This window comes from Acinetobacter legionensis (genome assembly GCF_048551735.1).
In the GTDB taxonomy this organism is placed as follows: domain Bacteria; phylum Pseudomonadota; class Gammaproteobacteria; order Pseudomonadales; family Moraxellaceae; genus Acinetobacter.
The window spans coordinates 57,901-81,792 of the sequence record NZ_JBIMBV010000015.1 but is presented as its reverse complement, the minus strand read 5'-3'; the positions used below and the strand labels follow the sequence as shown (position 1 = coordinate 81,792).

Annotated in this window: 22 protein-coding genes; 11 read left to right on the top strand and 11 right to left on the bottom strand. The window is 35.9% G+C overall.

The genetic code is table 11. The annotated features are described in order from the left end of the window. The first annotated feature begins 247 nt into the window (after positions 1–247). The 4 genes from hemE (at position 248) to ACG9ZL_RS14380 (ending at position 4,847) form a co-directional block, all read left to right on the top strand. Positions 248–1,321, top strand: coding sequence for a uroporphyrinogen decarboxylase (gene hemE, locus ACG9ZL_RS14395; RefSeq protein ID WP_336954030.1), 1,074 nt, complete (start codon positions 248–250; stop codon positions 1,319–1,321). Positions 1,322–1,342: 21 nt separating this feature from the next. Continuing rightward, complete coding sequence (locus ACG9ZL_RS14390; protein ID WP_419327836.1) at positions 1,343–2,149, top strand: DUF817 domain-containing protein; 807 nt, start codon at positions 1,343–1,345, stop codon at positions 2,147–2,149. Between the two features lie 143 nt (positions 2,150–2,292). After that, positions 2,293–2,763 carry a DUF3015 family protein gene (locus ACG9ZL_RS14385; protein WP_336954027.1) on the top strand — a complete coding sequence of 157 codons (471 nt, stop codon included), beginning with the start codon at positions 2,293–2,295 and terminating at the stop codon, positions 2,761–2,763. Between the two features lie 167 nt (positions 2,764–2,930). Continuing rightward, complete coding sequence (locus tag ACG9ZL_RS14380; protein ID WP_419360509.1) at positions 2,931–4,847, top strand: Lnb N-terminal periplasmic domain-containing protein; 1,917 nt, start codon at positions 2,931–2,933, stop codon at positions 4,845–4,847. Positions 4,848–4,921: 74 nt separating this feature from the next. Here the strand turns inward: ACG9ZL_RS14380 and ACG9ZL_RS14375 are convergent, their stop codons facing one another. Continuing rightward, positions 4,922–5,398: a hypothetical protein gene (locus tag ACG9ZL_RS14375; protein ID WP_419360507.1), complete on the bottom strand. Its 477-nt coding sequence runs from the start codon at positions 5,396–5,398 to the stop codon at positions 4,922–4,924. 662 nt (positions 5,399–6,060) lie between these two features. Between ACG9ZL_RS14375 and eat the strand changes: the two genes are divergently transcribed. The 4 genes from eat (at position 6,061) to ACG9ZL_RS14355 (ending at position 11,050) form a co-directional block, all read left to right on the top strand. Further along, positions 6,061–7,491 carry an ethanolamine permease gene (gene eat, locus ACG9ZL_RS14370; RefSeq protein WP_336954022.1) on the top strand — a complete coding sequence of 477 codons (1,431 nt, stop codon included), beginning with the start codon at positions 6,061–6,063 and terminating at the stop codon, positions 7,489–7,491. A gap of 2 nt (positions 7,492–7,493) precedes the next feature. Then, positions 7,494–8,876 carry an ethanolamine ammonia-lyase subunit EutB gene (locus ACG9ZL_RS14365; RefSeq protein WP_419327840.1) on the top strand — a complete coding sequence of 461 codons (1,383 nt, stop codon included), beginning with the start codon at positions 7,494–7,496 and terminating at the stop codon, positions 8,874–8,876. Between the two features lie 15 nt (positions 8,877–8,891). Continuing rightward, on the top strand, positions 8,892–9,707 hold the full coding sequence (gene eutC / locus ACG9ZL_RS14360; protein ID WP_336954019.1) for an ethanolamine ammonia-lyase subunit EutC: 816 nt from the start codon (positions 8,892–8,894) through the stop codon (positions 9,705–9,707). 473 nt (positions 9,708–10,180) lie between these two features. Beyond that, positions 10,181–11,050, top strand: a complete 870-nt coding sequence (locus tag ACG9ZL_RS14355) for a metal-dependent hydrolase (protein ID WP_004724615.1) — start codon at positions 10,181–10,183, stop codon at positions 11,048–11,050. Positions 11,051–11,224: 174 nt separating this feature from the next. On the opposite strand, the gene ACG9ZL_RS14350 is transcribed toward ACG9ZL_RS14355, so the two are convergent. The 9 genes from ACG9ZL_RS14350 to ACG9ZL_RS14310 all read right to left on the bottom strand — a co-directional run bounded on the left by ACG9ZL_RS14350 (position 11,225) and on the right by ACG9ZL_RS14310 (position 18,634). Beyond that, positions 11,225–11,971, bottom strand: coding sequence for a hypothetical protein (locus tag ACG9ZL_RS14350; RefSeq protein ID WP_336954017.1), 747 nt, complete (start codon positions 11,969–11,971; stop codon positions 11,225–11,227). A gap of 158 nt (positions 11,972–12,129) precedes the next feature. After that, a complete protein-coding gene (locus ACG9ZL_RS14345) occupies positions 12,130–12,489 on the bottom strand; it encodes a cupin domain-containing protein (RefSeq protein ID WP_336954016.1) in 360 nt (119 codons plus the stop codon). 76 nt (positions 12,490–12,565) lie between these two features. Next, positions 12,566–13,114: a GTP cyclohydrolase I FolE gene (gene folE, locus ACG9ZL_RS14340; RefSeq protein ID WP_171064926.1), complete on the bottom strand. Its 549-nt coding sequence runs from the start codon at positions 13,112–13,114 to the stop codon at positions 12,566–12,568. A 126-nt stretch (positions 13,115–13,240) separates the two neighbouring features. Beyond that, positions 13,241–13,942 (bottom strand): Smr/MutS family protein, encoded by a 702-nt coding sequence (locus ACG9ZL_RS14335; protein WP_419327842.1) that lies wholly within the window; start codon positions 13,940–13,942, stop codon positions 13,241–13,243. Between the two features lie 192 nt (positions 13,943–14,134). Continuing rightward, positions 14,135–14,941, bottom strand: a complete 807-nt coding sequence (gene trpC, locus ACG9ZL_RS14330) for an indole-3-glycerol phosphate synthase TrpC (protein ID WP_262086256.1) — start codon at positions 14,939–14,941, stop codon at positions 14,135–14,137. Positions 14,942–14,959: 18 nt separating this feature from the next. Beyond that, entirely contained in the window at positions 14,960–16,006 is a 1,047-nt protein-coding gene (trpD, locus tag ACG9ZL_RS14325) for an anthranilate phosphoribosyltransferase (protein ID WP_004724601.1), read from the bottom strand. Positions 16,007–16,024: 18 nt separating this feature from the next. Next, positions 16,025–16,609 (bottom strand): anthranilate synthase component II, encoded by a 585-nt coding sequence (locus tag ACG9ZL_RS14320; protein WP_004724599.1) that lies wholly within the window; start codon positions 16,607–16,609, stop codon positions 16,025–16,027. A 544-nt stretch (positions 16,610–17,153) separates the two neighbouring features. Beyond that, positions 17,154–18,059: a DMT family transporter gene (locus ACG9ZL_RS14315; protein WP_336954011.1), complete on the bottom strand. Its 906-nt coding sequence runs from the start codon at positions 18,057–18,059 to the stop codon at positions 17,154–17,156. Then, on the bottom strand, positions 18,056–18,634 hold the full coding sequence (locus ACG9ZL_RS14310) for a TetR/AcrR family transcriptional regulator (protein WP_336954010.1): 579 nt from the start codon (positions 18,632–18,634) through the stop codon (positions 18,056–18,058). The genes ACG9ZL_RS14315 and ACG9ZL_RS14310 overlap by 4 nt, the downstream gene beginning before the upstream one ends. 394 nt (positions 18,635–19,028) lie before the next feature. On the opposite strand from ACG9ZL_RS14310, the gene ACG9ZL_RS14305 reads away from it, so the two are divergent. After that, positions 19,029–19,511: a hemerythrin domain-containing protein gene (locus tag ACG9ZL_RS14305; protein ID WP_336954008.1), complete on the top strand. Its 483-nt coding sequence runs from the start codon at positions 19,029–19,031 to the stop codon at positions 19,509–19,511. Between the two features lie 313 nt (positions 19,512–19,824). Here the strand turns inward: ACG9ZL_RS14305 and ACG9ZL_RS14300 are convergent, their stop codons facing one another. Then, positions 19,825–20,208, bottom strand: coding sequence for a hypothetical protein (locus tag ACG9ZL_RS14300; RefSeq protein ID WP_419360505.1), 384 nt, complete (start codon positions 20,206–20,208; stop codon positions 19,825–19,827). A gap of 2,065 nt (positions 20,209–22,273) precedes the next feature. Here ACG9ZL_RS14300 and ACG9ZL_RS14295 point away from each other — a divergent pair. Next, positions 22,274–23,215 (top strand): hypothetical protein, encoded by a 942-nt coding sequence (locus ACG9ZL_RS14295; RefSeq protein WP_419360504.1) that lies wholly within the window; start codon positions 22,274–22,276, stop codon positions 23,213–23,215. Between the two features lie 134 nt (positions 23,216–23,349). Then, on the top strand, positions 23,350–23,883 hold the full coding sequence (locus ACG9ZL_RS14290; RefSeq protein WP_336954005.1) for a GTP-binding protein: 534 nt from the start codon (positions 23,350–23,352) through the stop codon (positions 23,881–23,883). Positions 23,884–23,892 lie beyond the last annotated feature (9 nt).

Genomic DNA, 23,892 nt, shown 5'->3' with positions numbered 1-23,892 from the left:
CTTTGTTCTTGCTTAGGGTAGTGGCTAAATTTATCTCAGCCTTCGTTATGAAACTCGAAAATAGTCTCGCTATTCTCTTCATGCTTTACGACGTATACGTCTCATGCTCAATTTTAATCTACAACGCAAGCCATTTATGAAATATCAACAGACCCTAAACTTTGTTGAGAAAAATTTTCTAGAAATGGTTATGGAGCAAACCTTTTTGCTATGATGGGGCGAATTTAATTTTTGATTGGGAAAGTAAATGACGACCTTAAAAAATGATCGTTTTCTACGTGCCTTATTGCGTGAACCTGTAGATACGACTCCAGTTTGGATGATGCGTCAGGCTGGGCGTTATTTACCAGAATATCGTGAAACACGTGCGAAAGCAGGTGATTTTCTTTCTCTTTGTAAAAATACAGAATTTGCTTGTGAAGTGACTTTACAACCTTTGCGCCGTTATGAGCTTGATGCTGCAATTCTATTTTCAGACATTTTGACTGTTCCCGATGCTTTAGGTTTAGGACTTTATTTTGAAACTGGAGAAGGTCCTAAATTCCATAAAACAGTTCGTACAGAACAAGATGTGGCTAATTTACCGAAATTCAATGCCAAATCTGATCTGGCTTATGTAATGAACGCTGTTTCAACCATTCGTTCAGCTTTGGCTGGTCAAGTGCCTTTGATTGGTTTTTCAGGTAGTCCATGGACCTTGGCAACATACATGGTGGAAGGCGGTTCAAGCAAAGACTTCCGTTTTACGAAACACATGATGTATGCACAACCTGAAGTTTTACATGCTTTATTAGATCGTTTAGCCGATGCTGTAATTGACTATTTAAATGCCCAAATTGAGGCGGGTGCTCAAGCCGTACAAATTTTCGATAGTTGGGGTGGCGCATTGGCGCACCGTGAATATCTAGAATTTTCGCTCAAATATATGCAGAAAATTGTTGCTGGGTTAAAACGAGAGCATGAAGGACGTAAAGTGCCTGTGATCTTATTTACCAAAGGTGGTGGTCAATGGTTAGAGCCAATGATTGCAACTGGTGCAGATGGATTTGGCTTAGATTGGACTACGCCAATAAACGTGGCTCGTCAAACAGTTAATGGACGTGCAGCATTACAAGGGAACTTAGATCCAGCAACCTTGTATGGTTCAGCTGATTCTATTGAAAAAGCAACCAAAGCTATGCTTGATGATGCTTATGCTAATGGAGAGAAAACAGGTTATATTGCCAACTTAGGTCATGGAATTACGCAGTGGGTTGATCCTGAAAAACCCAAAGCATTTATTGATACTGTACACCAATACAGTGCCAAATATTTAGGTTAACTTATTGTTGTAAATGTATTTATGATCTATTTTAAATCATTATTTGAATTTCTACTTAAGGCAGCATCGGCTGCCTTATTTGGTATTTTATTGTTGATTGCATTTATTACTACGGCGAATATGGGCAGCCATGAATTTTATGGTTTATTCCGTTATGACTATTTATTATTATATGCGCTGATCATTCAAGCCTGTTTATTGTTTTTAAAACTTGAATCTTGGGCAGAAGCCAAAGTCATTGCTTTATTTCATATTATGGCTATGGGTATGGAAATTTTTTTAACCCACCCACAGATTGCTTCTTGGCAATATCCACAACCTGCCGTTTTTAAACTTTTGACTGTGCCTTTATTTGCAGGATTCATGTATTCTGCAGTTGGCAGTTTTTTTGCCCGTTCTTTACGTTTGTATCAGGTTTCTTTTTTAAATTTGCCCAATTTTGCCAATATGTTGTGTCTAGCAGTTTTGTCTTATCTCAATTTTATGAGCAAATTTTTTATTCCAGATTTTCGAAATGCACTATTTATTTGGAGTGTGGTAATTTTTTGGAAAACAAAAGTTCGTTTTAAGTTACAGCAACATGAATTTCAGCTTCCGATGTTACCAGTACTGGTCGTTTTGGCATTTTTAATTTGGGTTGCTGAAAATATTAGCACTTTTAATAAAATTTGGTTGTACCCAAGTCAAGTAGATGCATGGCATATGGTGGGATGGGGGAAGCTAGGCTCTTGGTATTTACTCTTACTTTTAAGTCTAGTTTTGGTCCTTAAAATTCTTGGAGTACGTAATAAAGAAGGTGAATGGTCACTAAAAAAGTACAATAAATAATTTCGTAATTGTCACATTTAGATTTGCATATCTGAATTTATGTGATAAATCTAAATAGGTGTAATCAAACTTACACATAATGGAAAATAACAATTTACATATGTTGAATTAAAACAATGCATATGAAAATTCTGGAGAATTATATGTTAAAAAAAATCGCTTTAGCTGCTGTATTGGCTGCGGGTTCAAGTGTTGCTATGGCTGATCCAGATGTGGGTTGTGGTGTCGGCTCGCAAGTTTGGGCTGGTCAGTCTGGAAAAGTACCTAAGATTTTAGCGGCAACCACTAATGGTCTTTTCACTAACCAATTATTAGGTATTACATTTGGTACTTTAGGATGTAATGGTAATGGCAAAGTAACTGCTCAAGTCGTGACATTTACCAATGAAAACTCAGAATCTCTTGCACGTGATATGGCTGTAGGACAAGGTGAAAGCCTAAATGTACTTGCTTCATTATTAAATGTTAAAGATGCAGATAAAGCACGTTTCAATGCTGTGGCGAAGTCAAACTTTGCCAGTATCTATTCAGCAGAAAATCAAAATTCTCTACAAGTATTAGCATCACTTCAGCAAGTGATGGCAAAAGACGAAGTGTTAAAAGCATACGTTTAATGCGCCAAAACCCTGCCTTGTTGCAGGGTTTTTTTATTTAAATTTTATCGAATACCCATTATTGAGAAATGAATTTTGCATGAGTAAATCTTAAGTTAACTCCTGTATTGAACCGACATTTTTTAATTGCACAGTTTTATAATATATCTATATAAATTGATGATTGAATGAAATATTTAGTATTTAGCTTAAGCTTACTCAGTTCATTTTTTACAACTCATTTGCATGCAGAATCATCTTTAGAGAAATCGCATGTATTAGAAAATGCATTAAAACTGGCACAACAAAAACAACTAGCCAGCAATATCACATGGAAACGTTTACTTTATGCAGAAGATGCCTCTGTCAAAAATGTAAATCAAAGTGAAGTCAGTTATTTGGGTTATTTTTTTGCTCAAGATGGCCGTCAGAATATTCAAAATGAAATGAATGCGGATATCACTGCACTGTTTCAACTCGCCGATGCCAATCAATCTATTCGTTGTAAATTTCCTGCACGTAGCCAATGGCTGATGCAACAATTGAATATTTCACAACAACAATTACCAGTTGTATCTTGTCCTGAATTTGATCAATGGTATGCACAGATCAAACCTTATCAAGTGACGTTGATTTATGCGACTGATTTTATGGGTAATCCAAGCTCAATGTTTGGGCATACTTTGCTACGTCTTGATCCTAAAGATCAAAAGCAGCTCAATTTAGTCTCTTATGCAGTGAATTACGCAGCCACAGTAAACAGTGATGATAATTGGTCTTATGCATGGAAAGGGGTGGTTGGCAAATATCCTGGTGAATACTCTTTAATGCCTTATTATCGCAAAGTGAAAGAGTATGGTGATTTTGAAAGCCGTGATCTTTGGGAGTATGAACTGAATTTAGATCCTGAAGAGACTGCATTTTTGGTAAAACACATTTGGGAAATGCAAAAAGTCAGTTTTCCTTATTATTTTGTCAGTGATAATTGTGCCTATCGTTTATTGGGATTGATTGATTTAGTCCGCCCAAGCTCGAATTTACGCAAGCAATTTACGTATGCAGCGATCCCGATTGAAACCATTAAAGCCGTAGAGCAACAGGGATTAGTACGAGAAGCGGTATATCGTCCAGCATTAGAAACACAATTAAATTCGCAGGCCAAACAACATGGTCATGCTTTGGCAAAAAAAGCCCATGCAATTACGGTGTTAGAACCGCAGCAGATGCAAGAGGCTTTAATTAATTACGATGATCAAGATCGCGCAAAAATATTAGAAATGGCCTATGACGATTTATATTTACAATTTGTTGCTCGTCAGGTCGATGCAAGTTTTACCCAACCGCGCTTTAGACAACTCTTAGGCTTACGTAGTCAAATTCCTATAGAGAAACAACGTTTAGCACCTGTACGTCCGAAAGTTGATCCAGTCAATGGACATGATTCGCGTAAGTGGTCCATGGAAGCGGGTGAGGTTCAAGGTGAAAAATATGTACAAATTGGTCATCGTCAGGCCTATCACGAACTAAAAGATCCGCAGGGCGGCTTCCGTACAGGCACACAATTGATGTTTCTAGATGGTGCCGCGCAATGGCGTGATGATCGACTGAAATTGGAACATCTTGATTTATTAACGGTAAACTCTTATAACCCCATCACCCCATTTAAAATGCCAATCACCTGGGGTTTTACTTTGGGCTGGCAGCAGGAAGCCATTCAAAATGGACAATTCAGCGATCAGCAACAACATGGGGTGGTCAGTGCAAAAGCCCAATCTGGTTATACTCTTGCAGATGATGATCGTAAGCATCTTTGTTATGCAGAGCTGCAAACACAGCTTCAAGCAGGTACGTCATTAGATAAAGGCTGGCGTGTTGGTCTAGGACCAACACTGGGCTGTCAAAATGTATGGTCAGATCGTTTAAACAGTATTGTTCAAGTTGAATTACCTTATTGGCAAGATTCAAGTAAGTGGAATTTACGGATCCAGAGCACAATGCAATATTCACTCAATCGTCAAAATTCATTAAACGTCAATTGGGAATACCAACAACAAAACCAACTCGATTGGCAAAAAATTGGTTTAGGCTTTGTACATTATTTTTAAAGAGGGATCTGACAAATCGGATTTTGAGAATGACATACTGCGATAAGTATTAATCAATCGCAAGCCAAGGTTCTTTATATAAGTAGATTATTGATTCTCAAACTTAGAATTTGTTGCCAATTGTTTAGAAAAGGACTTTTGGTTTTAATGAATGAACCACCTTGATACAATTGTTTCACTGTATCAAGATAATCCGCATCGACAGCTTCTTCCAGCTCTTTAAAATCTGCGTGAATTTCTGTCTGTATCTGATAGGTCCTTGCACAAATTAATTCGCCCACCTTATTTTTTAAATATGAAATCTCAGATTTAAGTGTATTTAAGCTGATTTGTTCATCACTATAGAGATAAATATGTAGTAGCTTTAGGGTCAAGCCCATAGGATTCAGAATCAAAATACATATGATTTCAAACTGCCGAGGTGTTAAAAGAATTGATTGATCATTGATTATTATTTTCTGTGGCACTGAAAATGCATGGATGGTTAAATGATTGAAGGGTTGTGCATATAATTTTTGTGCAATGATCTCAGCGCATTGTGTAACGGCCAATTGTCCAAAAATATTTGCTTGATTTAAGCTGTGAAATAAAACTACTTCACCACATGCTTCCCCTGATGTTAAATCAAGAATAGGTGCACTATAAATATACTGATCTGGCTTTGTTTTTAAATCTTGATCTTGCTGGAATCCTGCGAATTGATCTGTATTGGCTGAACACCAGAGTTGATTTTTTTTGCATATCCTTGATCTGTACCACGACAGATGCTAGGTGGGCCGTGTTGAGTAAATCCTGCTGACATTGAATCAGTGCGGATTGTAAAGCTTGTTGGAAAATTGAGTTTGGTTGAGTGGAGTTTAATTTTTCTTTTTTGATTCTTGTTTTTTTAGCATGTGGTTTTGAATGCATCACATAATCCATTTATGCATATATACTAAATAATATCTTAAATTAAAAAAACAAATAACAAAGTAAAAAAATATATTAATTTCATTACTTTTCTTTTAATTATTCATTTTTCATAAATTTTTCGATTTCCTATTATAAGCTATTCAACTTTTCTCCTACCTTTGTTTGATAGATTTATCTAAAAGCAGTTTTATACGACTAAGAAGGCGTTATGTTCATAGGATTGAACAAAAAATATTGACGTCATCCAAGGAAAGGCACTTTTTTTGCTTATACAAAAAAAGGCAAATTTAAAGGTACGATGATGGACGCTCGAAATGAACAATCAACTATCGTAAAAACAGAAGATTCCAAAGAATATTTTGCTCAACGAGAATTAAAAAAGGGCGCAGTTGGCTGGCTACTATTGGTCGGTTTAGGGGTTGCCTATGTGATTTCAGGTGACTTTGCTGGATGGAACTTTGGTATTGCACAAGGTGGTTGGGGCGGTATGTTTGTCGCTGTCATTTTTGCTGCGATTATGTATCTATGTTTATGCCTTTCAATGTCAGAAATGTCGACTATGCTTCCTACAGCAGGCGGTGGATACAGTTTTGCGCGTATGGCTTTTGGACCATTTGGAGGTTATTTAACAGGAACAGCGATTCTGATCGAATACGCCATCGCTCCGGCAGCAATCGCGACCTTTATTGGTGCATATTGCGAATCATTATTTGGAGTGGGCGGATGGCTAATTTATTTAATCTGTTATTTGGTCTTTATGGGAATTCACTTAAAAGGTGCAGGTGAAGCACTTAAAATCATGTTTGTGATCACAGCTATTGCTGTTGTTGCAGTTGTGGTTTTCCTTGTCGCGATGGTTCCTCACTTTAACAGCGCCAATTTATTTGATATTGCACCAGATTTAGCTAAAGCAGGCGCGAGTAGTTTTTTACCACAAGGTTATATAGGAATCTGGGCAGCAGTTCCGTACGCAATTTGGTTCTTCCTTGCAGTGGAAGGCGTTCCTTTGGCCGCGGAAGAGGCAAAAGATCCAGCACAATCTTTACCACGCGGTTTGATGGGTGCAATGTTGATTTTGGCTGCTTTCGCCATTTTAATTTTAATACTGAGTGCGGGTGCCGCAGGTGCAAGTGTACTCAAAGATTCAGGTGCCCCTTTGGTGGATGCCTTGGTTAAAGTATATGGGCATGGCATGTTAGCAAACTTTGTAAATTTTGTTGGTTTGGCAGGCTTAATCGCAAGTTTCTTCTCGATTATCTATGCATATTCGCGTCAAATTTTTGCCCTCTCTCGTGCGGGTTATTTGCCAACATCATTGTCGCTGACCAACAAAAATAAATCACCGTATTTAGCCGTGATTATTCCAGGGATTATTGGCTTCATATTATCATTGACTAAACAGGGTGACTTACTGATTTTGATTGCGGTATTTGGTGCGACGATTTCTTATGTTTTAATGATGATGGCACATATCAAATTACGTATTTCACAGCCTGATGTATATCGTCCATATCGAACACCAGGTGGTATTTTTACCTCAAGTATTGCGTTGATCTTATCAATTGTCGCGGTGGTTGCAGGTTTTCTTGTCGATCCTAAAGTCTGGTTTATTGCTTTGGGTATTTATGTGGTCTTCATTGTTTATTTTCTTGTTTATAGTCGTCATCATCTGATTTCAGGTACACCTGAAGCAGAATTTGCCAGCATTAAGGCAGCAGAACAGGAATTATAATTATGAGTTATCGTTATAGCGTTGCTCAGCAACAATATATTTTTCAAGATTTAAAAACCCTAATGGCAAAGGCAACGCCATTACGTTCTGGAGATGAATTGGCTGGTGTTGCTGCCAGTAATGCAACAGAACGTGTGGCAGCGCAGATGGCCTTGGCAGAAGTCCCTTTAAAAAATTTTTTAAATGAAACGGTTATTGACTATGACAAAGATGATATTACGCGTTTAATTATTGATGAACATTGTGATGATTTATTTGCACCGATTTCACACTTTACTGTGGGTGATTTTCGAAATTGGTTGCTGAGTGAAGATGCAACTTCCGAAAAATTGACCAATTTAGCTAAGGGTTTAACCCCTGAAATGGTTGCTGCTGTGAGTAAAATTATGCGTAATCAAGATTTAATTCTGGTTGCGAGTAAATGCGAAGTGGTCACCCAATTTCGTAATACAATTGGTTTAAAAGGTCATTTATCTACTCGTTTGCAACCGAATCATCCAACGGATGATATATTGGGTATTTCAGCCAGCTTATTGGATGGTCTGATGTATGGCAATGGTGATGCTGTCATTGGGATTAATCCTGCCACAGACAATCTCCATAATTTGTCAGAGTTGTTAAAGTTACTTGACCATATTATTCAAGAATATGAAATTCCGACGCAATCTTGCGTGTTAACCCATATCAGTTCAGGGATTCAACTTGCAGAACGTAATATTCCAATTGATTTGATGTTCCAATCTATTGCGGGTACGCAACTGGCTAATGAAGGTTTTGGAGTTACTTTAGATTTACTTCAGGAAGGTTATGAGGCCACTTTAGCACTCAATCGAGGCACAATTGGTCAAAATGTGATGTACTTTGAGACTGGACAAGGCAGTGCTTTATCCAGTAACGCACATCATGGTGTTGACCAGCAAACTATCGAAGCGCGAGCCTATGCAGTCGCACGTAAATACAATCCATTATTGGTTAATACTGTGGTCGGGTTTATTGGACCAGAGTATTTGTATGATGGTAAGCAGATTATTCGTGCTGGATTAGAAGATCACTTCTGTGGCAAATTACTGGGTGTACCTATGGGTTGTGATATTTGTTATACCAACCATGCTGATGCAGATCAAAATGACATGGACGTACTACTCACCTTGTTTGGCGCTGCGGGAATTAACTTTATCATGGGAATTCCAGGTTCGGATGATGTGATGTTGAATTATCAAACCACATCTTTTCATGATGCATTATATTTACGTCAGTTAATGGGATTAAAACCTGCCCCTGAGTTTTCGGCTTGGTTAGATCAGCAAGGAATTTTGCACCAAGAACAACGGCAAATTCATTGGCCTAGTAGCATGCCAAAAAACTTTGCTAAATTATTATCATAAAAAGGAGAGTAAATCATGAAGCTCTCAAAACTTGAAACTTTTCCAAATGGTTTTCACGAAGATCCTTGGCATAAGTTAAAACAATATACTGATGCCCGAATTGCGATGGGAAGAGTAGGATGTAGCATTCCAACCCAAGAATTGCTTAAGTTTCAACTCTCTCACGCACAGGCCAAAGATGCTGTTTTTCACCAATTAGATACTGAAAACATGCAAGCTCGGCTTAGAGATTTAAAATTTGAAAGTCTCATTGTGGAAAGTAAAGCAACTGACAAAGAAGTATATTTAAAACGTCCCGATTTGGGACGTGAGTTATCGGAACAGGCTCAAACTCAGCTCAAGACTTATGTGCAGCAGCACCCACAGCAATGTGATGTATGTATCGTGGTTGGTGATGGCTTATCTGCGCGAGCAATAGAGGAGAATGCGATTGCTTATATCAATTCTTTACGTGAACATATTGATACTGAGGGTTGGAAACTTGCCCCTATTGTGATTGCGACAGGTAGCCGTGTGGCATTAGGTGATGAAGTGGCACAAAGTTTTAATGCGCCGTTGCTAATTATGTTAATTGGTGAACGGCCTGGTTTAAGTTCACCTGATAGTATGGGTATCTATTATACGTGGAAAGCGAGAAAAGGTTGTTTGGATTCCAGCCGAAACTGTATTTCCAATGTAAGACCTGCGGGGCTGAGTATTCAAATTGCCACACAGCGTTTAATGGCATTGATGCGTAATTCATTCAAATTACAACTTTCGGGTGTAGATTTAAAAGATGACCATGTGGTTCCATTACAAAGCGATGAGCATCTAAAAAAATTATTATTTTAATTGTTAAATTCTTTATACCTTCAGGAAAGCAATGTTTTAGTTTTATAAGGCATGGCTTTCTTAATGCACAAATTTATTCAAGAGTGAGCTTCTTGGACATGGCCAAATTTAGAAAAATAAACTGAATAATGGCAAGCATCTCACTTAAATGTTGCATAACTAATCCACGTTATAACTCAGTATTTTTATTAAATATGCTTGATGTGGCATTTTAGCAAAGTCTATTTTTGAACAGAAAAAGGCATTTGGACGAACAACTTTTTACACAATTTAGATCATGCTGTTGATGGTATCGCAAGCATATATCGACATACTTCGAGAGACTTATTCGATCGAAATATCAGAAAAAAAGAGATGCAATGACATGTAAATGAGTCGAAATGACCTATGGAATTATACCCAGTTAAGTAAAATTCTAATAAGCGCACCAGCTAAATTAAAAAAATGATAATCAGCCAGAGGCAGGATCAACCATGGGCATTTTAAAAAAATTTATTAAATCGAGTGTATATCATGAGCCATTACCTATTCGCCGTGATGTCAGATTTAACTTACCTGCGGAGCGAATCGCAGATTGGCATACCGCCGCAGGTCCAATTTTTACCGCATTGCTAAATACGTTTTCTATCGTCTTGCCGATTGGAGAGCGTTTCTTTATTGATGCGGTAAGGGCACATCGTGATTTAGTCCAAGACCCTGAATTACAAAAAGCAGTGACTGCATTTATTGGTCAAGAAGCGATGCATGGACGTGAGCATGAAGAATATAACCAAGCCTTATTTGCACGCTCACCGATTGCACCAAAATTTGAAGCATTGGTTTTAGAGATTTTTGGTCTGCTTAAACAGCATTTACCTGCATATTTTTGGCTCAGTGGAACAATTGCATTAGAACATTTTACCGCTTTATTGGCAGATTCTGTATTACGCACACCTGAGTTATTTGAAGGCGCTGAAGAACATTATGCCAATATTTGGCGTTGGCATGCTTTTGAAGAAACCGAACATAAAGCTGTAGCTTTTGATGTATGGAATACTGCAATGGGGCATGGTCCTTATGCCTATGCTGTTCGTAGTTTTGGATTGGTGGTCGCAACGATTGTGTTCTGGGGCTTAGTGATTCCTGTATTTTTGACCATTGTTAAAGGAGAAGGGAAGTTAAGCGATTTATCCAGCTGGAAAAAGACCTATCATTATACCTTTGGCGGTATAGGCGTATTAAGAAAGCAATTGGGAAATTATATCGATTATTTCCGTCCAAACTTCCATCCGTGGGACCATGAGAATCGTCAATACATGCAACAAATGGAGCAATTGATTTATCAATTGGCTGAAAAAAAATAATCAAATATCATATTTAAAGGATTGGCTGTGTGTTTGTGATATATCGCACAGCACATGATTTTGAACAGCTTATCGAGCAGTTCATTTCATTATGGTGATTTGCTCGATAAGCTTTAAATCTGTATGAATTAAAAAAACTTGAGAAAAATGATTCAGCTCAATCATTGATACAAACTATTTAAATAATTTGCCTGCTTGAGAAAGGATCTTTTTGCCTTTTTGAGTGACTTCTAATGTGACATCTGGTGTTTCACTTGTACCTAAAACATTACGATAAACTACATATTGATATGTACCACTGTTAAAAATGTAGTGATGATCGCCGCCTGAACCATCCATTTCAACACGACCTTGATTTAAAATCAGATCAGGTTTTGTCGCTTGCGACTGTTTTGTTCCCCAAGATGCATAACGGTATTTACCATTGGGCATGGCATCTATACGCACTTGAAATTTGGCTGTTTTAAACTGTAATTCAGGTGTTTTAAAATTTTTAAGTGATGAATGTAATTGATTTTTTTGTTGTGAAATCAGCTGTGCTTTATATTTTTGTTCAGCATCACTACTGTAGTTAATGGCTTTAATTTTATGACCATCTAACCATAGTGTGCCACCATTGAGCATCACACCACGCCAACCCATACTTTCCCATTGTGATGGTTTTGAGTTGGCGATCTCTTGAATAAGTTGAGTATCAAACACTTGGTTAAAGCGTTGTTTCATCTGAGTTGCATTGGCAATACTTGGGATGGGTTCTTCACGATGTAAGGGATAGGTAATGTTATTTGAAATCGCGGTGATATTTTTATTTTTAAATAATTTAATGACACTTTGCACATCTTTTAATTCGTTGGCATTTAGATTGTCGGCAAAGGCGCTAGTGGCAGTTAACGCTGAAATAAAGATCAGTAAATTTTTCATTTAAAATATGGCATAAGGCTAAGATAATTTAAATCATATAGTTTTAAGTGGACAATAAGCGAATGTTTTACAAATATAAGTTATAGGAAAGCAAAAAATATAAAAAAGCTTATATTTGAACGCACTGATCATCAAAAAAAGTCACCAGTTTTACTGACTCAAACTTCAACCACAACAAAATATTTTTTAACTACCTCAATAACTTCAAATGTACCGATAAATGAAGGCGGGATAATTCCTGCTTCACCAGCTTTAATTTCTACAAATGATGAGGTGTTTTTATCGTGCAAACGAACAATACCTTCAATTAGCTGAAAAAATTCCTGTTTATTGTCTGCAAATTGAATATCCCATGCACCAACCTCGCATTGCCAAATACCACAATTCATATTGGGATGTTCATACAAACTTTGCGTGAGTCGTTTGGGATTTCCTTTAACCAACCGTTCTGCACGAGGATAGTCGATACTGGTTTCACTGTGCGTTAAACCATGACCTGCCAACCAAATTAAAGACATTGTAAAACCCTATCGTAAAATAAAGCCTCAATAAAATGAGGCTTTGATATTTATATTGCTTACTGAATGATCCGTCTTAATGTGCTTCAGGCACGGCAGATAAAAATTCACGACGTGCTTCTTTATCTGTTTTAAAATCACCAACAAATGACACAGTACGTGTGGTCGATTCTTGTTTACTGACACCACGCATCATCATACACATGTGCGCTGAATCAATGACCACAGCAACACCACGTGCTTGGGTAACTTCAGCCACGGCATCTGCGATTTGTTTGGTCAACTGTTCTTGAATTTGTAAACGGCGAGCAAACATTTCTGTGATACGGGCAAATTTAGACAGTCCTAAAACATTGCCAGAAGGGAGATAGGCAATATGTACACGACCATGAAAAGGCAATAAATGATGCTCACATAAAGAATAAAATTCAATATTCTTTACCAAGACCATTTCATCATTATCAGAAGGGAAGACCGCATTATTGGTCACTTCTTCTAGCGTTTTGCTATAGCCAGACGTCAAGTACGAAAAAGCTTTAGCCGCACGCATAGGCGTATCTTTCAGACCAGGACGGTCTAAGTCCTCGCCAACGGCAGTTAAAATATTCGCGTAGGATTGCTGCATAGACATAAAACGTGTTCACTTATACGGTTTGAACAAGGACGGCATTGTATCAGAAAAATGAATAATATTTTCTAATTACAAGATAAACCGACACTTATGAGAGTTTTGATCATTTAAAACGAATGATCATGGATTTCCATTTAATTTTGGATTTCTTTCAGCACGTTTCAGTAAAACTAAAACTGCGCCTGTGCCACCTTGTTTTTCAGGAGCACTTACAAAAGCTAAAACATCACGATGTTGACGAAGCCAGCCGTTCACATAAGTTTTGAGTATGGCTTCTGGGCCTTTGCCATGGACAATTTTAATGACATTTTGGTTTTCATCTTTTGCCATTTGTATGATTTGCAATACAGCAGAGCGCGCTTCTTCAACAGTACAACCATGTAAATCAACAGCTTCAAACCAGCGTAGATTACCAGCTTTTAAGTCTTCAAAAACTTTATGTTGTAGTGTTGCGATGCGATAGCTTAAAGCCGCCTGACTTGCAACAGGATTTAAAATCGCTTGAGTATCTGACAATTCTGCATCATTAATTTCAAATGCACCTTCAGCCGCCGCGCGTTTGGCAAGGGTTTTTGCATCAGGTTTTTTGCGCAAATCACTACGCTCGATTTTTGCAATATTGCCGTTATCAAGTTTGGTTACACCGCCAAGTGCGGTTTTAAACAAATCAGCATCATCTAACTCCTCAGGTACTGTTACTTGGGCATTCTTACTTTCAGGTTGCACTGCAACTTTTGAAGAGTGAGGAGGAGTGATTTGTTTTTTGAATTGTTTTAATAAATCAAGCTGTGATTTAGAGAATGTGGAATCAGATTTACTCATAATTGCAAAAAACAGTAAATGGACGGTATTAGGCGCTCAGTATAGTCTGAATCTTGTCAAATTTGAACTGAATTGAATTCACACAGTTATATCTGCTTTGATCATGACCTGAATGTTGGGAGTTGAAAAATTTATAGGGGGAGTGGGAGAAATATGAAAACAGGGTGAGCGAACTCACCCTTTGACTTTTAATTACACTGTTTCAGGCAGACCAAATAAAGCATTAAATGCATGATCAGGGCGTGGTTGCTTCATAAAGCTTTCACCCACAAGGAACGAATGAATATCGTGTTCTTGCATCATGCGCACATCATCTGGTGTTGCAATACCACTTTCAGTAATCAGTAAACGTGATGGTGGAAGTAACTTCTTCAAACGCAATGAGGTATTTAAATCGACATCAAAGGTTTTTAAATTACGGTTATTCACACCCAGTAAACAACGCTCTGAAAGTTGCAATGCACGTTCCAGTTCAGCTTCATCATGAACTTCGACCAAAACATCAAGGTTCTGCTCAAATGCGGTCTTTGACATTTCTTCAAGTTGTTGATCTGACAAACAAGCCACAATCAATAAAATACAGTCGGCATGTAAAGCACGCGCTTCGATAACGCCGTAAGGATTAATCAAAAAATCTTTACGTAGCGCAGGCAATTCACAGTGACTACGTGCGATCTGAATATTTTCATCAGCACCTTGAAAGAAATCTAAATCTGTTAAAACAGATAAGCAGGCTGCACCAGCTTGCTGGTATTGTTGAGCAATTTCAGCAGGGTTAAAATTTTCACGAATTATTCCTTTTGATGGTGAGGCTTTCTTAATTTCAGCAATCACACCTGGGCGTTTACTGTATAAAGATTTTGCAAAACCTCGCACAGGTGTTGCAGCTTGGGCAAGCGCTTCTACATCGTTTAAACTACGTTGTTTTAAACGTTGAGCAAATTCTTCGTATTTACGATCAACAATTTTACCCAACATTGTATTGGCAATATCCACCATGATAACGTCCTCTAATCCTTAAGCTTCATACTCTTTGAGTGTTTTGGTAAATTCAGACAAAATGCCCATTTTTTCTAAAGCTTGCCCACCATAGATAATATCATGCGCTAAAGCGACACCTTGTTTATAACTCTTGGTCAGACCTGAAACATAGATTCCAGCACCTGCATTTAATGCCAGCATACTGGCTGCTTTTTCACCTTTTGCTGATTTCTTCTTACCGAGCGCATCTTTGATTAATGCTAGGCTCTCAGCAGCACTATCAACAGAAAGACCAGTTAAGGTCTGAGACTCAATATCTACATCTTCAGGTTGAATCATCCATTCCGTGATTTCACCATTTTTTAGTTCGGCAACATAGGTTGATGAAGCTAAACTGATTTCATCTAATCCATCTTTTGAATGAACCACCATGACATGTTCAGCACCCAATTGTTTTAGAACTTCCGCTAAAGGACGGCACAATTCTGTAGAAAATACACCAATCACATAGCGTCGTACCCCAGCCGGATTCGTAAGCGGGCCAAGGAGATTAAAAATACTGCGGAATCCCAATTCTTTACGTGGACCAGCAGCATATTTCATTGCTTTGTGATGATTTGGGGCAAATAAGAAACCAACCCCCATTTCACGGATGCATCGTTCTGTCTGGTGCATATTTAAATCAAGGTTAATCCCGGCCTGTTCTAAAAGATCAGACGAGCCTGATTTAGAGGAAACACCACGATTTCCATGTTTTGCAATAGTTGCACCTGCTGCCGCAATAACAAATGAAGAGGCAGTAGAGACGTTAAATAGGTTCTGTCCATCACCACCCGTACCAACAATATCAATTAAATGCGGGATATCACCCACATCAATTTTAATTGCAAACTCACGCATTACACGTGCTGCAGCGGTGATTTCGTCAATACTTTCACCTTTTAAACGAAGTCCCATCATAAATGCACCAATTTGGGCATCTGTGGCTTCACCACGCATGATGGTCCGCATCACTTCTTCCATTTGAGGTTGAGTGAGTTCGATATTTTTAGTGATGTTATTTAAAGCTTGTTGAATATTCATTATCTTGTACTACACACATTAAGCATAAATTTCTAAAAAGTTTTTAAAGATCTGATGACCATGTTGACTCAGAATGGATTCTGGATGGAACTGCACGCCTTCAATTGGCAATGTCTTATGTTTGACACCCATAATTTCTTCAATAGAGCCATCTGCTTCATTGGTCCAGCAAGTGACTTCAAGACATTCAGGCACACTGGCTTGATCAATCACAAGTGAATGATAACGTGTTGCTGAAAATGGAGAAGGTAAGTTGCTGAAGATCCCTTGGTCACTATGGTACATGTCAGATAAACGACCATGCATCACTGTTTTGGCACGCACAATTTCGCCGCCAAAAGCCTGACCAATCGCTTGGTGACCTAGGCATACACCGAGTGTTGGAATTTTTCCTGCAAAATGCTGAATTGCAGGGATAGAAATTCCTGCTTCAGATGGTGAGCAAGGACCGGGACCAATCACTAAGTACTTTGGTTGCCATCGTTCGATATCCTCTAAGGTCACGGCATCATTGCGAACAACTTTAACGTCTTGGTTTAACTCGCCAAAATATTGGACAATGTTATACGTAAAGCTATCGTAATTATCGATCATTAGAAGCATATTGATATTAACCTATAGAAATTTATCAATTTATTTTGTTTGATGAATTTGGATACCCATTAGGTTACCCATTTTGAAAAAAGTACCTAGTTACAGCACAAAATAAAAAAAGCCTGCTAGGTGCAGGCTATGATATCAGATTCTTGTTTAAATTCTTCCACTTTTTACTTTGCATAGGAGTCATATCCGAACACATCTTTTCCGAAATTCGATTGGGTTGTTTGATATTTACTTGCTTAATTTCAGAGTAGAACTTTTTGCGACCATATCCAAGTAATCAATAAAAACCTTTTCTCGGACACGACGATCAATTTCCATTAACCTTCCTTCTTTACCATCCAGATATTCAGTCCATATACATTGTTTAGTTTGATTTACACCACTTCTCCCAAACTATTAACCACTTCACTTGGCAAATCATTCGATTCAGCTGGCTGATCACTGATTACATAAAGAGATATACAAAAGTGGCAGAACGAAACGAGCTGATACAGAGCGAATTGATAAAGAAAAATTAGATGAAGCATGGCTCTTAGATTGAGGGCTACTTAGTTTTAGAAAGAAGCGCTAAGCACAATGAAATAAAAATCATGCCAATCCAACCAATGGGTGCCAATTTTTCCCCAACTAAAACAATAGCTAATATGGCAGCAACTAATGGCTCAAATAACGTTAAGGTAATCGCTTTACTTGCTGGGACAGTTTTTAATCCATATCCGAATAAGACATAACCTAAAAACATTGGAATGAGCATCATATAGCCAACCACATAAATATTTATATTTTCCTCAAACAAATTTGCACCAGTAAAAAATAATGTTGGCAGTAAAAATAGAGATCCAATACCAAATATTAGGCCCATAGAGGCTTTTGAATCTATACCTCTATCTATCAGTTTTTTGGCAATCCAAGAATATAACGCATAGGTAAGTCCTGCCAGAGCTCCTAAAAATATTCCTAGAATTTGTCTATCATTTGTAATCTGTTTTGACGAAATCGATGAATGACTTTCTCCAATTGATAATAAAATTACACCACTAATACCCAACACAAAACAAATAAACCACTTAATAGAAAGCTTTTTATGATCAAAAAATCTTTCTAAAAGAGCTGTAAATAGTGGTGCTGTGCCAATCGAAACGACTGTCCCGACTGTAATTCCCGCTAGATGCATTGAAGAATAAAATGCTAATGGGTAAATGAAAACAGAAATGACACCTATGGAAAGAATGATTAAATTAGAATTTATCTGAGTTATGTTATTTTTAATGTTCTTTCTAGCTAAAATTGCCTGTAAAAGGCCACCACCGCCCATTGCTGCTGCACCAATAGCAAGAGGACTAAGATTTGGGGCAAAAGTAGCTATTGTACCTGTAGTTCCCCAAAGAAATGCCGCTAAAAGAACTGCAATAAAACCATAACTAGAAGAATTCGAAATTGAATGATTCATTGAATGGCCTCTTGTTCTAGAATGCTAATTACAATTTTTTTGGCTGCTTTAATTTTTTGACTAGAACCTTCCAAACCAGCTCTCGCAATTGAACCCTCTAAAATAAAAGAAAACATTAATGCTATTTCATGAGCTTTTTCGTGATTTGAAATAAGCAGTGAGAGTTGATTTAAAATAATATTTTCAATTTCATCTTTATGTGATTTTATTGCCTTTCTTTCAACACTATTAGCAGGAAATTCAGCAGCTGCATTCAGTAATCCACATCCTCTAAATCCTTTTTCATAAGCAAACTCAGCATGATCTTGATATGCATCGAAAACAGCTAAAATACTTTCGAGGGGAGATTTAGCTTGAGCATTCCTTTTCTGATACAGATCCAGCCATTCTTGATGCCTAAATTCAACGTATGAAGAGATTAGAGCGGATTTAGTTGGGAAGTTGTTATACAGTGACATTTTCGCAACACCAGCCCTATCAGTAATTGTATTTATTCCTGTGTTAGCAATTCCATCGTTATAAAACAATGTAGCTGCAGCTTCTAAGATTTTTTCTTTAGCAGATTTAGTTTTCATATTAAAAATTAGGTAGACCGATATACCTAATATAAACTTGTCGCAATTAATTTCAACATTTTTATTTTGGGAATATGACCTAGGGAGCAGAGCGAAGCGGTTTTTAAGGCAGGCTTGCTCTAAACTCTTAAAATTAGAATTAGGGTAGGGTAACGAAATCACGCTATGGCTCATTGATACTGTTTGGACATACAATGAGTGTAGTACTTTGAATGATGAGCAGAATAAAGCCTTAAGTCGATGTTTTTTTAATTGATTTTTAAATTTTATAGATCATACTATATAATTAGTAATTACAATTAAAATACTATTGAAACAAGAATCAAATAATAAATATAAGTTTATCCATTAAGATTGAATATGAAATTAATTTTTCCATCAATAGGATAAAAGTATGAGCCATAGTAAGCAACTCACCATATTTGATGTCTTAAAATTTAGTCATGAAAAACAAAGAGAGTTATCTGATAAGTTAATTGAAACCACTGGTAACTCAGAAGAAAGAAAACATTATTTTTCATTATTAAAAAATGAATTATTTGCACATGCTGTGGCTGAAGACAGGTATTTTTACATACCTCTTATGATGACAGATGCAGGTTTAAATATAACAAGGCATGCTTTGTCTGAGCATCATGAAATAGATGAGCTACTTGAACAACTGACTGAAAATGAATTCAATAACCCCAGTTGGTTACGTATAGCAAAACAGCTACGTAAGCTGGTACATCATCATTTAGATGAAGAAGAGCATAAATTTTTCCAGCAATCTGGCAAAATTTTAAAAGATGATGATAAAGTAAGCTTAGCGAAAAAGTATCAACATGAATACGATAAATATATTGATAAAGACAAAATGAGTTTAGTAAACCAATGATTTGAACGTATTAAATTTAGATAGGGCAGATTTGAAAATGAAAAATCAAATTAATTGGTTTAGCTCTTTTCTCAGTTGCTTCGGTTCACGGGTACATAGGCAGTTTAGAAATAGATTTAATAAACTTTAATCGTCCAATTTTTAGTAAATTAATTTCTTAGACAGCTTATCTCGGCTCATAGATCACTTTCGATCTTTGAAATCACTTGGATTTACATAAATTTTTGATTTACAACTGATGAACATGTACCTGATCTTGAAAGATTGAGTAAAGCATGATCCTTTAAGTGAGGGACGTTTCATTTAACACTGATTATGTTGAAGTAAAAGCAAGTAAAGGATTAGTTTTTTCAAAAATGCTTTGCCTTGGCATTATTTGGGAGAAATAACCCTCAAATACTAGTTGAATTCTTTCCCTAAATTCATAAATTAATGCTAGTTCCAAACTCCTTATTTTAAAGGAGTCATTCTTATCTAAATGAGAGCTTAGGGAAAGCATAATAAAGCTATAAATCCTAAAAACTTCCCAATCTAATTTTTCAGATGAATTTTTTTTAAGATTATAAATCCTCCATTCTAAAAGCCAATATTCCTCCATATCCCATATTTTTTCTTCATGCAACATTCCTATAAATGATAATTTATCATAAAAGTCATTATTAGGAAAATTGCGCAGTATAATTATTTTTACATTCATAATTTATGTTATTTAAACTTTTTCTAAAATTAATATAATATGATTTATGCGAATCTATAAAATAATGATGTGTTTTGTTAAAAAATAAAGACTTTAACTTGATAAGCTAAACACACTTATCAGGAGTTTACCATAAGCAAAACAAAAGTTTTATACAGTGGAGTTTAAGCTGAAAACATAAAAATTAATCGAAAAAATGAGGAAAATGCTTCAGAAATCGCAAGACAGCTTGGTATATTCATGCAAACTCTTTCAAATTGGTACAATAAAGTCAAATATGTAACACTGGTTGCTATATATCAGTACTGGGAATGTGTCACATCTCAATTATACAAGATCAAATTAATCCAAACAGATTTAATGTTTCATAAGTGCAGTGAACAATTTCATTGAGTGTTTTTTTGTCTATTTTTCTTTTCTTAAGCTTTTTTGATTCAGTCATCTATGTAGTATTTTATTAAATTCTTATGGGAAATGACGAATGTTAAATTATCTTAAGAGCTTTAATACTATTAATACCTATTTGATTCTCTCCTCTATTTTATTGGCCATTGTGTTAGGTTTAGATTATTTCTGATCAGTTCTCTCGATTGGTCGAATCATTATTTATCAGCAATTATAGTTTCGCATTTACAGAGACTCTGAATTAATTTTAGGGAATTATTTTGTTACGTTATAACGTATTTGTTTTTGATTTCTGCCTATGAAATTCAGCTATAGTATATATGTGTATGACTCACACACTTCATGTTTTATCTCCGAGAACCCACTGAAAGGTGGGTTTTTTTATATCAGCCTACGACAATTCATAAATGTTAAATTGTTGTTGAAGATTAGGAAAGATGAACAGTTAGTGCTTGAAAATTCGGTCAACTTATAGAAAAAAGCCCACGTGATGGCTATTTTTCGCATTCAATCTTAATTAATGTAAAGACGCATAAATTTTAGCTTTCAGGACGTATAGGGTAAGGTTGATAAGCTGACAAGTTAAAAAGAAAATAGTTTTAAAGGGTGATTAGACATCTTTTTACTACTAAATTTTAAAGGTGCTCGTTATAATTAGTATATGAAAATTGATAAAGTTCAATATATAAGATTTACTGTTTAGCTAAATACTCTTTTATAACTATGCTTAAAAACCTATTTCTTAAATTTTATTAAGTTTATTTTACTCATTTTAATACTTAAAAATTTGAAACTTCTCTGTTTGTCATATATTGTTAAATTATAGAAAATTTTTAATTAATTGAAGGAGATTTAATTGATATTTTCTAAAGTTGAAATATTCAAACATATTATTTTCAATTATTTATTAAGAATAAGTAAGAGCAAAATTATAAAAAGGTAAATAAGTGAAAATATAATAGATGCTTTAATGTTGTTATTTGTATCTAATTAAATTCATGCAGCCATAACATGTGGGATAACTGCGTCGTCACATTAAAATCTTAACAGTATTTATAAATCTAGTATTTACACGCTTCCAATCCGAGTAACACTTATTATATTCCTGATCAATCTGATATTAAAAATAATAATAATCATGATTATATTTAAAATCTAGCAATTCAAGCAAATACAACGACTGAAGCCCTAACGAGTCTAGGCTTTATTCACCCGTTAAATAGTGTGAGATATGCTGGTGCTGTTGAATACATTGATATTCATTTAACTGCTCTTTTTGGAAATGGAGTAGCTTAAGAAATAAGGTTAACTTATTAAAACACAATTTATGCATGAGTTCGATATTAATATACAAATGTTATTAATATTTTTAAATAAAATATTTAGTTTTATTAAAATTAATCGGAATTGTTTCTAACCCGTGATGTCACTTTTTTAGCTATTTTTAAATTAAACTATTGAAATTTAATACTATATATTATCTTGACTGCTTGAGTTTCATGATTACTTCAAATGTTTTTAATAACTATTCTTGTAATTTATACGCTTAATAGTATATTAAATTTGTAGATATTTTTTACCGCATCTATAGTGTTTTATATTTTATTTTTTAATAAAAATGATAAACTGTTCACACTTTATATAAGGCCGTGAGGGCTAAATGAAAGAAGAAGTAAAAATCGCTATATTCGGTTTAAGTTTAAATGTGCTTGATGCAATTAAGCAAAAGATACGATCTATGTATGATGACTCACTTCAAGTAAGTTGGGCGAATATTGCTGATCCTCATTTAGATATTCTTCTTGTGAATGATATGTTTTTTAGTTCGCCAACAATTCAGAATTTGATTGGTGTTAAGAAAGTCCCATACTTGCGTCTGATTAATAAGAACGAAAAATCAGGGCAAATCGAAGGAGATAAACTATATCTACCTTTTTCAGCTTCAGATGAAATTCGAAAATGGTTTAAAGACCGTTATTTACACGTACCTGTCAGTGAAAAAACCGTCAAAATTGTCAATCAAATTTCAAAAAAAGCTGATTTAAACAAGGTGGTAGCTGAGCTTTCTAATGAACGGAATGGTAACGTTCAAGTATTCGACTCAAAAGGCAACATCGCATTAGTCAATATTCGTACACAACAAGTTTGGGTAGACGCGCTACGAAAAGTTCAAGGGACGGATGTTTCTTTAAATTTTACTTATGCCACTATGCAAATGGCGCAGTCTGTCAGTATTTTCCAAGGGGTAGAGCTAAAATCATGGTTATGGAATTTATTGTGGTATTCAGATGATGTCAATATTCAAATCAGTTCTAGTGATTATTATAAACTCGTAGATTGGCCACAACCGAATCATCAAAATGAACGCCAAATGGTTTTTAAAATTGCAGCGTGTTTTGAATTGGGGGCAAGTATTGCTCAGGTGGCTCAGAAAACAGGCTATAGCAAAGCGCAATTAGCTAAATTTGTTTCAATTGGCATAATGACCAATGCGTTGAAAAAAATAGCAGTGGAAGATGCAAAATTACTTACTGAAGAAAAACCATCTTCAGGCATTTTAGGTGGCTTTTTTGGTAAGTTAAGAAAAAAATTAGGGCTTTAACTGTGTAAAGAGTATGCGAACCCAATAAGGCTTCTAAAAATTAACCTTTTAATCAAGTTTGTTTATACTGACACGATAAGTAAATGTATAACCAGTTTATATGATGCCGTGATCAGTTCCAAATAGGTGATGATGTGATCTTACAAAAGTATAAAATTGTTTTTGGCGGTAAAATGGGCGCAGGTAAAACAGAAGCAATAAAATCATTATCTGAAATTTCAGTCTTATCTACAGAAGCACAAAATACAGATGAGCAAGCACATAATAAGGCATTGACCACTGTCGGGATTGACTATGGTGAAATTAAATTAGATGAAGGCGTTATTGTTGGATTATATGGAACGCCAGGGCAGAATCGCTTTGATTTTGTTTGGTCAGTGATATGTAAAGGTGCAATCGGAGCAGTTGTGCTGATTGACCATACGCAAAAAGATGCACTTGAAGATTTAAAATTTTATTTTCAAAGTTTTAAGGAACATTTAAACAATATTGTGGTTGGTATAACCCATATAGATGAAAATCCTCAATATCTGTTAAAACCTTATAAAGATTGGATGCAATTAAATCAATTAACCATGCCAATTTTTGCGGTGGATGCCAGAAAAAAAGATGATGTATTGGTAATGGTTGAAGCACTCATTGCAAGAGCTGAAGTAGAATTTGGCTAATTGTAGATC